This is a genomic window from Nocardioides sp. CPCC 205120 (genome assembly GCF_048654585.1).
Classification (GTDB): Bacteria; Actinomycetota; Actinomycetes; order Propionibacteriales; family Nocardioidaceae; genus Nocardioides.
Map to the genome: position 1 here is coordinate 850,189 of NZ_JBMCYY010000002.1, position 12,185 is coordinate 862,373.

Sequence of the window (12,185 nt, forward strand, 5' to 3'; positions counted from 1 at the left end):
GGCACAATCAGGGCATGTACTTCACGGATCGCGGCATCGAGGAGCTGGAGCGCCGGCGCGGCGACGAGGAGGTCAGCCTCGCCTGGCTGGCCGAGCAGCTGCAGGCGTTCGTCGACACCCACCCCGAGTTCGAGACGGCCGTCGAGCGCCTCGCCACCTGGCTCGCCCGCCTCGACGACCCGGAGGACTGAGCACCCGGGGCGGCGACCCGGGATGGGATCCGGGCGTCCGGGCGTTGGGGAGAGCGACCGTCCCCCTGACGAAAGGTGCCGCCCCGTGGCTCCCGCGCTCTCCGTGCTCGACCTCGCGACCATCGGCAAGACCGAGACGATCGCGGACGGGCTGGCCGCCACCGTCGACCTCGCACAGGCTGCGGAGAAGCACGGCTACACGCGGGTCTGGTACGCCGAGCACCACAACATGGCGAGCATCGCCTCGTCGGCCACCGCCGTGCTCATCGCCCACGTCGCCGCCCACACCTCGACGATCCGTCTCGGGTCCGGCGGCATCATGCTGCCGAACCACGCCCCGCTGGTCGTCGCCGAGCAGTTCGGCACACTGGCGACCCTGCACCCCGGGCGGATCGACCTCGGGCTCGGTCGCGCGCCGGGCACCGACCAGACCACGATGCGGGCGCTGCGGCGCGACGCGACAGCGGCCGACACCTTCCCGCAGGACGTGCGCGAGCTCCAGGGCTACCTCGCGGGCGAGAGCCTCGTGCCGGGCGTGTCGGCGTACCCCGGTGCGGGCACGGCGGTGCCCCTCTACATCCTCGGGTCGTCGCTGTTCGGCGCGTCCCTGGCCGCGGCCTTCGGCCTGCCGTACGCCTTCGCATCGCACTTCGCCCCCGCGGCGCTGCTCGACGCCGTCGAGGTCTACCGGCGCGACTTCCAGCCCTCCGAGCAGCTGGAGCGACCGCACGTCATCGCCGGTCTCAACGTCGTCGCGGCCGACGACCAGGCCACCGCCGAGGCGCAGGTGCGTGACCTCATGCGCAGCCGCGTCGCCCTCCTGCTGCGGCCCGGCACCACGTTCACCGACGAGCAGGCGGACGCCCTGCTGCGCAGCCCGCAGGCGCGCCACCTCCACGAGATGATGCGCCACAGCGCGGTCGGCACGCCCGACGTCGTGCGGCAGCAGGTGGCCGACTTCGCGGCGTACTCCGGCGCCGACGAGCTGATGGTCGCCCACCAGGGGACGACGGCCGAGGCGCGGGTGCGCTCGCTGGAGCTGCTGGCCGAGGTGTACGCCGCCTGACGCCGCGGGGGCGCTCAGTCCGTGTGGCCCAGCAGCTGGGTGTCCTCGCGGGTGCCCTCACCCGACTCGTCGAAGGTGAAGACGCTGAACCAGGCGTCGCCGAGGTCGTGGTCCTCGGTGAACGGCCCCGCCACCGCCACCCCGCGGTAGACGACCTCCTCGCCGGCCTCCAGCAGGGCCAGGCAGCGTCGGTACGTCCGGCACTGGGTGCCGCCCTCGCTGCCGGAGACCGCCCGCATGTTCTCCGCGATCGTCGTGCCGTCCGTCGCGCCCCCGCGGGTCGCCGCGAGCGCGGCGAGCACCACCGCGTCGTACGACTCGGCGGCGAGGAACGGGGTGGGCACGGTGCCGCCGGAGTCCTGGGCGTACCACTCCTCGACACGGGCGATGAAGTCCTCCTCCGCCACGACGGCGGGGAAGACGGAGTACGTGCTCGCCAGCAGCTCCGCGGGGGCCCCGGCGAGGGCGTCGTCGGCGTAGCTGGTGAGGAAGATCGGGCCGGTCCACCCCGCGGCTGCCAGCGCAGTGAACAGGTCGACCCCGTCCATGTAGCCGACGACCACCAGTGCCTCGGCCCCGGAGGCGACCGCGGCCTGGGCGTAGGGAGCCAGGTCGGTCGCGTCGCCCGGGATCTCCTGCTCGGCGCCGACGCACCCGTGCACGCAGGACACGCCCGCCTCGTCGAGCCGCTCCTCCACCAGGTCCCGCGCCCGGAGCGCCGCCAGGTCCGCCTCCACGAGGTGGGCGACGGAGTCCACGCCGCGCGCCCGGTCGTTGAGGAGCCGGGCCAGGACGTCGGCCATGGCCCCGAACTCGCCGATGGTGCGGAACGAGTACGGCGACACCCCGGACAGGTCGCTCGCGTACGCCGCCGGCGACACGTGGACGACCTCCTCGTCCTCGAAGTAGGTCACGACCTGCTCGGCCAGGTCGGACTCGAGCGGCCCGACCACCGCGTCGGCCTCGAGACCGCCGTCGTACAGCTCCTCCAGCTGCTCGTCGTCGCCGCTGTCGAGGGTGGTGTGGCAGACGTCCTCGCCCAGCACCCCGCCGGCGGCGTTGATGTCGCTGACGGCCAGGCCCAGCCCCCCGGCCGTGCCCGGCGCCTGCCGGGACAGGACGCCCGTGGCGGGCACCAGGCCCCCGATGCGCAGGCCTGCGGCGTCCTCGTCGCACGGCGTGACCGTCACCGGTGCGTCCACGACCCCGGCGACGGTGTCGCCGGCGTACGGGACCTCGCCGCCGCCACCACCGCCCCCGCCCGGCTCGTCCCCGAGCACCACCGCCGCGCCGACGCCGCCGGCCACGAGCACGGCGGCGGCCACGGCGGCCCCGATCCAGCGCCCGCGGCGGGAGCGGGGCGGGCGGGGGGACCCGCCGTACGACGCGGCCTGCGTGCTGCCCGCGGTGCGCTCGGCGGTCGGCGCGGCGACGGGACCCGTGCCCGTGGTCACGACGGCCGCGGCCCGGTCGACCTCCGCCAGCACGGCCTCGGCGGAGGGCGGACGGCGGAACGGGTCCTTGTCGAGGAGGCGGGCGAGGAGGTGGTTCAGCGCCCGGTCCGCCGGGCCGGTGCCCGGCAGCTGCGGCACGGGCGCCTTGATGTGGGCGATGGCGATCTCGACGTCGGTGCCCCCCGTGTACGGCCCGTGGCCCGTCAGCATGGCCCACAGCAGGCAGCCGAGGGCGTACACGTCGGTGGCCGGGGAGGCCGGCGCACCCTGGTGGCGCTCGGGGGCCAGGTAGGCCCACGTGCCCACGACCCCGCCGGGACGTGTGTGCGAGGAGTCCTGGGTCTGCGCGATGCCGAAGTCGCACAGGTAGGCCCGGGTCGAGCCGTCGGGCAGGCGCCGCAGCAGCACGTTCGACGCCTTGATGTCGCGGTGCAGCACGCCGGCGGCGTGCGCGGCCGCCAGCCCCGTCGTCACCTGGCGCAGGAGGTCGAGGGCCATGGCGGGGGGCATCGGCCCGTAGGCGCGCAGCCACGTCGCCAGGTCGCCGTCGGTGACGAGCTGCATCGCCAGGTAGAGCGAGCCGTCGCGCTCCCCCGCGTCGTAGATGGCGACGACGTGGTTCGACTCGAGCCGGGCCAGCGTGCGGGCCTCACTGAGGAACCGCTGCCGGTACTCCTCGTCGGTCGAGAACTGCGGCGCCAGGACCTTGAGCGCGACCTCGCGGTCCAGGTCGCGGTGCACGGCGCGGTAGACGATGCCCATGCCACCGTGGCCGATGCTCTCCCCGACCTGGTAGCTCCCGAACACACCTCCCGGCTCCAGCACGGGCACCTCCTCCACAGCGTCGACGGGTCGGCGGACGGCGCCGACCCCTCCGCTCGCGCGCGACCCGGTGATCGCTACCCCGCCGAGCGGTCCCCGAACCCTCCCACGGACCACCCACCGGGCCACGGACGCACGACGGCCCGGACCCCACGGGTCCGGGCCGGCACGTGCGGCGGCGCGGTCAGTCCTCGCGCGACTCCAGCTCGGCGGTGGCCTTGCGCGCCGCGTCGCGGAGCTCGAAGACCTCCGTGGCGCCGTCGCCGACCGCGTCGGCGACCTGGCGGACCGCGCCCGTCACGATCGTGACGACGCGGCCCACCGTCGTCGCCGCGATCCCGACCGTCGCCTGCGCGACGTCCTTCGCGATCTCGGCCCTGCTCAGCTGGTCGTCGCCGACGCGGTCCTCACCCATGCCGCTCAGTCTCAGGCAGCCTCGGCCACGTCGGCAACCGGCGCCTTCTTGTGGCCGAGCAGACCGCGCACCAGGCCGACACCGGGCACCTGCGAGACGTCGTCCGGCAGCGCGAAGCGGCAGATCTTCTTGGCGACGCTGAACAGCTGGTGGCCGAGCGGGCCGGTGTTGTACTGCAGGCCGTAGCGCTCGCAGATCTCGCGGACCTCGTCGGCGACCTCCGGGTAGCGGCGCGCCGGGAGGTCGGGGAAGAGGTGGTGCTCGATCTGGTGCGACAGGTTGCCGCTCATGACGTGGAACAGCTTGCTGCCCGTGATGTTGGCCGAGCCGAGCAGCTGGCGCAGGTACCACTGGCCGCGCGACTCGTCCTCGGTCTCCTCCACGGAGAAGGAGGCGACGCCGGCCGGGAAGTGGCCGCAGAAGATGATGTTGAACGCCCAGATGTTGCGCACCAGGTTGGCCGTCGCGTTGCCCGCCAGCGTGAGCGGGAACAGCGGGCCGGTGAGCGCCGGGAAGAGCACGTAGTCCTTCAGGGCCTGGCGCTTCACCTTGCGCATGATCCCGCGGTGCAGCGCCGCGTTCTCGGAGATCTTCCGCTTGCCGGCCACGATGTTCTCGACCTCGAGGTCGTGCATCGCGACGCCCCACTCGAAGAACAGCATGAGCAGCAGCGCGTAGACCGGGTTGCCCAGGTAGTACGGGTGCCACTTCTGGTCGGCGTCCATGCGCAGGATGCCGTACCCGACGTCGCGGTCCTTGCCGACGATGTTCGTGAACGTGTGGTGGATGTAGTTGTGCGAGTACTTCCACTGCTCGCTCGGGCACACGTTGTCCCACTCGAACATCCGCGAGTTGAGCGCGGGGTCGCCCATCCAGTCGTACTGGCCGTGCATGACGTTGTGCCCGATCTCCATGTTGTCGAGGATCTTGGAGATCGAGAGCGCGGCGACGGCCAGCGGCCACGCCGGCGGCAGGTAGAACAGGGCGCGGCCGGCGACCTCGAAGCCGCGCTGGGCCTTGAGCACCTTGCGGATGTAGTCGGCGTCGGCCTCGCCGAGGTCGGCGATGATGCGCTGGCGGATGGCGTCCATCTCGGCGCCGAACGCCTCGAGCTGGGACGGCGTGAGCGGCAGGTTGGCGCTGATCGGCTGCTCGTCGGGCTGCGGCGCGGGGGCCGGCTCGCGGACGGGCTGCTCCGTGGTCAGGGCGGACATGGTTCCTCCTTCGTCGGGTACGACGGGTGGTCGGGGTCGCGCGGGGGTGGTCAGAGCTCGACGGCGCAGTCGCCGACCGGCGCGGACACGCAGACGCGGATGTCCTCGTCGGGCAGGGACGACTCCTCGCCGGTGAGCACGTTGCGTACGGTGCCCTCGGTCTTGCGGGCCGTGCAGGAGAAGCAGATGCCCATGCGGCAGCCGAACTCGGGCGTGAGTCCCGCGGCCTCGGCCTGCTCGAGCAGCGAGGCGCCGGTGTTCGCGACCTGCTGGCCCGAGCGGGAGAAGACGACGTCGCCCTCGGCGTTGCCCGCCTTGACGACCGGGGCCTTGAACCGCTCCGTGCGCAGGCGGGGCGACCCGTCGTACGCCAGCTCGACGCGCTCCATGAGGCCGGCGGGGCCGCAGACCCAGGTGTCGACCTCGCGGAAGTCCGGCACGAGGCGGGCCAGGTCGATCGCGCTGAAAAGGGGGTCGCCCGCCGACTCGTGCCGCAGAACGACGCGGACGCCGTTGTCGTCGGCCGCGATGCGGGCCAGCTCGTCGGCGAAGATCTGGTCCTCCGGGCCGCGGGCGTAGTGCAGGAACGTGACCTTGCGGCCGGCGTGCCCGTCGTACCCGTCCCGCAGGAGGGTGCGCACCATCGACATGGCGGGCGTGATGCCGGAGCCGCCGGTGATGAAGAGCAGGTGGTTGTTGGTCGGCGTGGCGGGGCTCTCGTTCAGCGTGAAGTCGCCCTGCGCCTGGGAGAGGTGCACGACGAAGCCCGGCCGGGCCTCCTCGACGAGCCAGCGCGACACGAGGCCCTCGGCGTGGGCGCGCACGGTCAGGGTGAAGCGCTCCCCCGGCTGCGAGGCGGCCGAGGAGATGGTGAAGCAGCGGGTGGTGCGGCGGGCCCCGGGGACCTCGACGCCCACCTGGACGTACTGCCCCGCGCGGTGGCCGCGCCAGGTCGACGTCGGCTGCAACGTGACGGTGGCCACGGGGTGCTCGCCGCTCGTCTCGCGCTCGACGCTCACGACGCGGGCCCGCACCTCGCGGGCCGCCCACATCGGGTTCACGAGCTCGAGGTAGCGGTCGACCCCGTGGGGGGAGGTCAGCGCCGCCAGCGTCCGCGACGCGAGGAGGGTGCTGGTGAGACCCATCGCTGCTCCTTCAGGTGACCGTGTCCACCCTTTCGGTGAACACCTGTGCACTCACAACGATGCACGGAGCCCCCGGACACGGTCAAGGAGCCGTGGGCGAGGCCACACCGCACCCGCCCGGCACGCTCGTGGGACGATGACGGGCGTGACCACCCCAGGTGACCCGGCGCTGACGCGCGTCGCGCGGAAGGAGCTGACGCGCCAGTCGATCCTCGACGCCGCGCTCGCCCTCTCGGCCGAGGGGGGACTGTCGGCGCTGTCGCTGCGGCAGGTCGCGAAGGAGGTCGGCATCGTGCCGACCGCGTTCTACCGCCACTTCTCCTCGATCGAGGAGCTGGGCCTCGCGCTGGTCGACGACGCCTTCGTCTCCTTGCGGGCGATGCTGCGCGACGTGCGCAGCGCGGACCCCACCTTCCGCGACATCATCGACAGCTCCGTGCGGGTGCTGACGGAGCACGTCCGCGCCCAGCACGCGCACTTCTCCTTCATCGCGCGCGAGCGCTTCGCGGGCCCCCCGGGCGTGCGGGCGGCGATCCGGCACGAGATCGAGCTGTGCGAGCGCGAGCTCGCGACCGACCTGGCCCGCCTGCCCGGCACGGACGCGTGGTCCGGCGACGACCTGACGGTGCTGGCCAACCTCATCGTGAACGCGGTCGTCGCGACGGCGGAGGACCTGCTGGTCGCCGCGGGGCGCCGCTCCGCGGAGGAGGCGGTCGCCCAGCGGGCGCGCCTGCAGCTGCGGATGATGATCGTCGGCGCCCTCAACTGGCGCTCGGGCTGACCCCGCCGCTCAGCGGGGGCCGGGCTTGACCACGACCTCGGGCATCGTGGCGTCCCGCGGCAGGTCGACGCACGTGAGCACGGCCGCCGCCACGGTGGCGGGGTCGATCCACCGCTCCGCGTCGTAGTCCGCACCCTCCTGGGCGTGCACCGACTCCTGCATCGGGGTGGCGGTGCGGCCGGGATAGACGGTGGACACGCGTACACCGTTGGCCGCCTCCTCCTCCCGGAGCGCGTCGGCGAAACCGCGGAGGCCGAACTTCGAGGCGGCGTACGACGCCCACCCCGCGTGTCCGACCCGCCCCGCGCTGGAGTTCACGAAGACGGCCGTGCCGCGGGCGGCCCGCAGCGCGGGCAGCAGGGCGCGGGTCAGGAGCACCGGTGCGGTCAGGTTCACCGTCATCGTCTCGTGCCACGCGGCGTCGTCGAGCTCGGCGACGGGCCCCAGGTGCACGACCCCGGCCACGTGGAGCACGGAGTCCAGTGCGTCGATCCCCTCCGGGAGGGTCCAGGCCGCGAGGGCCGCGGGGTCGGCCAGGTCGACGACCTCGACCACCGCGCCGTCGTACGCCGTGCGCAGCGCGCCGGCCCGCTCCTCGGTGCGGGCCAGCAGCACGAGCCGGTCGCCGCGGGCGTGCAGCCGGTCGGCGGCCGCGCGCCCGATCCCGGACCCGGCGCCGGTGACGACGTGGGTACGGCGCGGCGCGGCGCCGCCGGACGCGTCGCCGGTCGGGCCGCCCGTCGTGCCGGTCATCGCGTCAGCACGACCTTGCCGAACACGTCGCCCTCGGCCATGGCCGCGAAGCCCTCGCGGGCGTCGGCCATGGGCAGCACCCGGTCGAGCAGCGGGCGGGTGCCGGTCGCGTCGAGCATGGTGACGAGGGAGGCCAGCTCGGCGCGCGTGCCCATCGTCGACCCGATCACCTGCAGCTGCAGGAAGAAGATGCGGGTGAGCTCGGCGTCGTCGAGGTTCGGGCCCGACGTCGTGCCGGAGATGACGATCTTGCCGCCGGGGCGCAGCGAGCGGATCGAGTGCGTCCACGTGGCCCGTCCGACCGTCTCCATGACCGCGTCGACCTTGACGGGCAGCCGGGCGCCGCTCTCGAAGACCTCGTGGGCGCCGATCTCGAGCGCGCGGGCCCGCTTGGCCTCGTCGCGGCTCGTGGCCAGCACCTTGAGCCCGGCCGCGCGGCCGAGGGTGATGAGCGCGGTCGCGACCCCGCCACCGGCCCCCTGCACCAGCACCGTGTCGCCGGCCTTGAGGCCGCCCTGGGTGAAGAGCATCCGGTACGCCGTGAGCCACGCCGTCGGCAGGCAGGCCGCCTCCTCGAACGACAGCGACGCCGGCTTCGGCACCACGTTGCCGCGGGGCACGACGACCTTGTCGGCGAACGTGCCCTGGTGGCGCTCCGAGAGCAGCGACCGGCGGGGGTCCAGCGTCTCGTCGCCGCGCCACGACGGGTCGGAGACGACGGCGTGCACGACGACCTCGTTGCCGTCCTCGTCGAGACCCGCGGCGTCGCAGCCGAGGATCATCGGCAGGGCCTCCTGCTTGAGGCCCACCCCGCGCAGCGACCACAGGTCGTGGTGGTTGAGCGAGGCGGCCTTCACGGTGACCGTGGTCCAGCCCTCGGGAGCCACGGGGTCGGGGCGCTCCCCGACCACGAGGCCCGACAGGGGGTCGTCGGAGGAGAACTCGGCGGCGTAGACGGCGAACATGGGGCGACCCTAGCGGCGGCGACCAGGCTCAGCGCCGGGCGACGCCGTCGCGGCGCGCCGCCTCGGCGACGGCGGACGCGACCGCCGGCGCCACGCGCGGGTCGAACGGCGAGGGGATGATGAAGTCCTCCCGCAGCTCGTCGCCGACGAGGTCCGCCAGCGCGCCCGCGGCGGCCAGCTTCATGTTCTCGGTGATCGCGGTGGCGTGGGCGTCGAACGCGCCGCGGAAGATGCCGGGGAACGCGAGCACGTTGTTGATCTGGTTGGGGAAGTCCGAGCGCCCGGTGGCGACGACCCGGGCGTGCCGGTGCGCCACCTCGGGGAGCACCTCGGGCGTGGGGTTCGCCAGCCCGAAGATGATGGCGTCGGCGGCCATGGTGGCCACGACCGCCTCGTCGACCGTGCCGCCGGAGACGCCGATGTAGACGTCGGCGCCGGCCATCGCGTCGGCGAGCGAGCCGTTGCGCACCGACCGGCCGGCGGTGAGGCCGGCCAGGGCGCGCTTCACGTCGGTCAGGTCGTCGCGGTCCTCCGACACGATGCCGCTGCGGTCGGTCACGACGAGGTCCTCGATGCCCGCCTCGAGCAGGATCTTGGTGACGGCGACCCCGGCCGCCCCGGCGCCCGAGACGACGACCCGCGTGCCGGCGTGCGCGCGGCCCGTGAGCCGCAGCGCGTTCTCCAGCGCGGCGAGCACGACGACGGCGGTGCCGTGCTGGTCGTCGTGGAAGACGGGGATGTCGAGGCGCTCCTTGAGCCGGTCCTCCACCTCGAAGCAGCGCGGGGCGGAGATGTCCTCCAGGTTGATGCCGCCGAAGCTGGGCGCGAGGCGCACGACGGTCTCGACCAGCTCGTCGACGTCGGTCGTGTCGAGGCAGATGGGCACGCCGTCGACGCCGCCGAACTGCTTGAAGAGCACGGCCTTGCCCTCCATGACCGGCATCGCCGCGGCGGGGCCGATGTCACCGAGGCCGAGCACCGCCGTGCCGTCCGTGACGACCGCGACCGTGTTCGGCACCCACGTGTAGTGGTGGGTCATCCCGGGGTCGGCCGCGATGGCCTCGCACACCCGCGCCACGCCCGGCGTGTAGGCCAGCGAGAGGTCCTCGCGCGTGCCCACCCCTACCGTCGCCGCGACCGCCATCTTGCCGCCGACGTGGAGGTCGAAGACGGGGTCACCCTCGAAGGGGTGCGCGGACGTGGACGGGGACGTGACGGGTGCAGACATGGCCAACTTCCAGGGGGTTGCGGGGACCGGGTCAGTGTCCCACAGAGCGGTACTGCGTACCTGTGGCCCACGTCACGGACCGTGACGCGCGCCTCACGCCGAGCGGCGCGCCCCGGGTCGCGGGGGCCACCACCGCAGCCGCACCACGCCGACCACGTCCCGGGCGGGCACCACGCCGCGGTGGCGGGAGTCGACGCCCCGCTCGGGGTCGTCGCTGAGCAGCCACCACCCCGGTACGCCGGCGCGGTCGGCCCGCTGCTCCGCGGCCCGCTTCACGACGAGGGTGCCGTCGGGGAAGCGGGCGAGCACCACGTCCCCCGGGCGGGGGCGTGCGCCGTACCGGACCAGCAGGCGGTCGCCCGGCCGCAGGTGGGGGCGCATCGAGTCGCCGCGCACCCGCGCGACGCCCCACGGCAGGAGCGGGCGGGAGGAGTCGGACGGCGCCGCCGCGCGCGGACCGCGCTCCACCTCGTCACCCATGCGGAGTAGTGTCGCAAGCACGCCGCGGGCCCTGCCCGCGACCGTCATGCCCAGCACACGAGAGGACCACGGATGTTCGCGCGACTGTTCGCCCCGACCGTCGATGTCTCCGCCCACTGCGACCTCCCCTGCGGCGTCTACGACCCCGCCCAGGCCCGCATCGAGGCCGAGTCCATCAAGGCCATCATCGCCAAGGTCGCCGACAACGACGACCCCGACTTCCGCACCCGCGCCATCCTCATCAAGGAGCAGCGCGCGGAGCTCGTCAAGCACCACCTGTGGGTGCTGTGGACCGACTACTTCAAGCCCCCGCACTTCGAGAAGTACCCCCAGCTGCACCAGCTGGTGAACGAGGCGACGAAGCTCGCCGGCGCCGGCGGCGCCAAGGGCACCCTCGACGCCGAGGTCGCCGACCAGCTGCTCGCGAAGATCGACGAGATCGCCGCGATCTTCTGGGAGACCAAGAAGGCCTGACGCAGCGCGTCCCGCAGCACCCGGACCGCCCCGACCTCCGCGAGGTCGGGGCGGTCCTGCGTCCGGGGTCAGGAGGGGTCGTGCAGGGCGTGCCGCAGCACGTGGCGCAGGAGGCCGCCGGCGAGGGCCAGCAACCCCGTCCAGGCGAGGAAGGCCACGAGGAGGAGCGCGATCACCCGGCGGGCGTCCGGTCCGGGGACCGGAACGACGCCAGGACGTCCTCGGCCGCGCCCACCGGGGTCTCCGGCGGTACGACGACGAGGGTGCGCCGCGTCGCGTCGGCCATCACGAGCGTCAGCAGGTGGGTGTCGTCGCGGGGGAAGCAGCCCGTCTTCACCTGGCGGCCGGGCACCGGCACGGCGCGGGGACGGTCGTCCCAGTCCGGCGGGGAGTAGAGGACCCGTGCGATGCGACCGGCCTCGACCGGCCACATCGTGAACAGGTGGGTGAGCTCGTCGGCCAGCACACGGGACCGGGGCCAGAACGCGCCCTGGGGCTGCGTCCGGGCGTCGAGGGTGCCGAGCACGAGCTCTGCGGAGTGCTGCGGGATGGTGGGAGCGTTCGTGACCACGGGGGCCACCGCCTTCGGTGTCGCCGCGTCGGACGGTCGGATCGGCACGGACCCGTGCCGACGACCTCGCGAGCGCGGTCGTGCTCCTCCAGGCTACCGCGACGTCCCCGGCGCCCGGTTTCGCGGCGGGCCGCGGCGGGCACGGACCCTGTCGCCGACCGCGACCTCGACGCACTAGGGTCGGCCCGTCAGCGTCGCCACCCCGGAAGGACGTCCTCATGACCGTGCCCGGTGCGGCGCCCGACCCCCACGGCCGCCCCGACGTGGAGCTCCGCCTCCCCGCTGACGGCGCGTACGTCTCCGTCCTCCGCACGACGGCGGCCGGACTGGCGGCGCGGCTCGACTTCACCATCGAGGCGATCGAGGACCTGCGCATCGCGGTCGGCGAGGCCACCGCCCTCGTGCTGCCGGAGGCCGACCCCGAGTCCGACCTGCACTGCGCGTTCCACTTCGGCCCGCGCTCGCTGACGCTCGAGGTGCGGGTCGACACCTCCACCCCGACGGAGCCCAACTACGAGAGCTTCGCCTGGCAGGTGCTGACCACGCTGGCCGCCTCGGCCGAGGAGCTGCCGGGCGAGGGCTCGTTCGGGGTGCGGCTCACGATCGTCGCGGAGACCGAGCTCTGA

General features: G+C 73.8%; 14 protein-coding genes. 5 read left to right on the top strand and 9 right to left on the bottom strand.

Annotated features, from left to right (window positions below; all coding sequences use genetic code 11):
* Positions 1 to 14: 14 nt before the first annotated feature.
* Together ACOACO_RS15055 and ACOACO_RS15060 are read left to right on the top strand one after the other, a co-directional pair.
* Complete coding sequence (locus ACOACO_RS15055; RefSeq protein WP_277498415.1) at positions 15 to 191, top strand: DUF6104 family protein; 177 nt, start codon at positions 15 to 17, stop codon at positions 189 to 191.
* Between the two features lie 85 nt (positions 192 to 276).
* Positions 277 to 1,257 (top strand): LLM class flavin-dependent oxidoreductase, encoded by a 981-nt coding sequence (locus ACOACO_RS15060; protein WP_420297079.1) that lies wholly within the window; start codon positions 277 to 279, stop codon positions 1,255 to 1,257.
* Between the two features lie 14 nt (positions 1,258 to 1,271).
* Here the strand turns inward: ACOACO_RS15060 and ACOACO_RS15065 are convergent, their stop codons facing one another.
* The 4 genes from ACOACO_RS15065 to ACOACO_RS15080 all read right to left on the bottom strand — a co-directional run bounded on the left by ACOACO_RS15065 (position 1,272) and on the right by ACOACO_RS15080 (position 6,307).
* On the bottom strand, positions 1,272 to 3,536 hold the full coding sequence (locus ACOACO_RS15065; protein ID WP_420297080.1) for a protein kinase domain-containing protein: 2,265 nt from the start codon (positions 3,534 to 3,536) through the stop codon (positions 1,272 to 1,274).
* Positions 3,537 to 3,717: 181 nt separating this feature from the next.
* Entirely contained in the window at positions 3,718 to 3,948 is a 231-nt protein-coding gene (locus tag ACOACO_RS15070; protein ID WP_420297081.1) for a hypothetical protein, read from the bottom strand.
* Positions 3,949 to 3,959: 11 nt separating this feature from the next.
* Positions 3,960 to 5,162: a fatty acid desaturase family protein gene (locus ACOACO_RS15075; protein ID WP_420297082.1), complete on the bottom strand. Its 1,203-nt coding sequence runs from the start codon at positions 5,160 to 5,162 to the stop codon at positions 3,960 to 3,962.
* Positions 5,163 to 5,212: 50 nt separating this feature from the next.
* Positions 5,213 to 6,307 (bottom strand): ferredoxin reductase, encoded by a 1,095-nt coding sequence (locus tag ACOACO_RS15080; protein WP_420297083.1) that lies wholly within the window; start codon positions 6,305 to 6,307, stop codon positions 5,213 to 5,215.
* Between the two features lie 145 nt (positions 6,308 to 6,452).
* Between ACOACO_RS15080 and ACOACO_RS15085 the strand changes: the two genes are divergently transcribed.
* Complete coding sequence (locus tag ACOACO_RS15085; RefSeq protein ID WP_420297084.1) at positions 6,453 to 7,088, top strand: TetR family transcriptional regulator; 636 nt, start codon at positions 6,453 to 6,455, stop codon at positions 7,086 to 7,088.
* A 9-nt stretch (positions 7,089 to 7,097) separates the two neighbouring features.
* Here the strand turns inward: ACOACO_RS15085 and ACOACO_RS15090 are convergent, their stop codons facing one another.
* The 4 genes from ACOACO_RS15090 to ACOACO_RS15105 all read right to left on the bottom strand — a co-directional run bounded on the left by ACOACO_RS15090 (position 7,098) and on the right by ACOACO_RS15105 (position 10,514).
* Positions 7,098 to 7,841 carry an SDR family oxidoreductase gene (locus ACOACO_RS15090; RefSeq protein WP_420297085.1) on the bottom strand — a complete coding sequence of 248 codons (744 nt, stop codon included), beginning with the start codon at positions 7,839 to 7,841 and terminating at the stop codon, positions 7,098 to 7,100.
* Positions 7,838 to 8,806: a zinc-binding dehydrogenase gene (locus tag ACOACO_RS15095; RefSeq protein ID WP_420297086.1), complete on the bottom strand. Its 969-nt coding sequence runs from the start codon at positions 8,804 to 8,806 to the stop codon at positions 7,838 to 7,840. The genes ACOACO_RS15090 and ACOACO_RS15095 overlap by 4 nt, the downstream gene beginning before the upstream one ends.
* A 28-nt stretch (positions 8,807 to 8,834) precedes the next feature.
* Positions 8,835 to 10,034 (bottom strand): NAD(P)-dependent malic enzyme, encoded by a 1,200-nt coding sequence (locus ACOACO_RS15100; RefSeq protein ID WP_420297087.1) that lies wholly within the window; start codon positions 10,032 to 10,034, stop codon positions 8,835 to 8,837.
* A gap of 93 nt (positions 10,035 to 10,127) precedes the next feature.
* Positions 10,128 to 10,514, bottom strand: a complete 387-nt coding sequence (locus ACOACO_RS15105; protein WP_420297088.1) for a S24/S26 family peptidase — start codon at positions 10,512 to 10,514, stop codon at positions 10,128 to 10,130.
* A gap of 72 nt (positions 10,515 to 10,586) precedes the next feature.
* On the opposite strand from ACOACO_RS15105, the gene sodN reads away from it, so the two are divergent.
* Positions 10,587 to 10,988, top strand: a complete 402-nt coding sequence (sodN, locus tag ACOACO_RS15110) for a superoxide dismutase, Ni (RefSeq protein ID WP_277498403.1) — start codon at positions 10,587 to 10,589, stop codon at positions 10,986 to 10,988.
* 172 nt (positions 10,989 to 11,160) lie between these two features.
* Here sodN and ACOACO_RS15115 read toward each other — a convergent pair whose 3' ends face one another.
* Positions 11,161 to 11,559 (bottom strand): DUF5994 family protein, encoded by a 399-nt coding sequence (locus ACOACO_RS15115; RefSeq protein ID WP_420297089.1) that lies wholly within the window; start codon positions 11,557 to 11,559, stop codon positions 11,161 to 11,163.
* A gap of 218 nt (positions 11,560 to 11,777) precedes the next feature.
* Here ACOACO_RS15115 and ACOACO_RS15120 point away from each other — a divergent pair, with 218 nt between their 5' ends.
* Positions 11,778 to 12,185, top strand: a complete 408-nt coding sequence (locus tag ACOACO_RS15120; protein ID WP_420297090.1) for an anti-sigma factor — start codon at positions 11,778 to 11,780, stop codon at positions 12,183 to 12,185.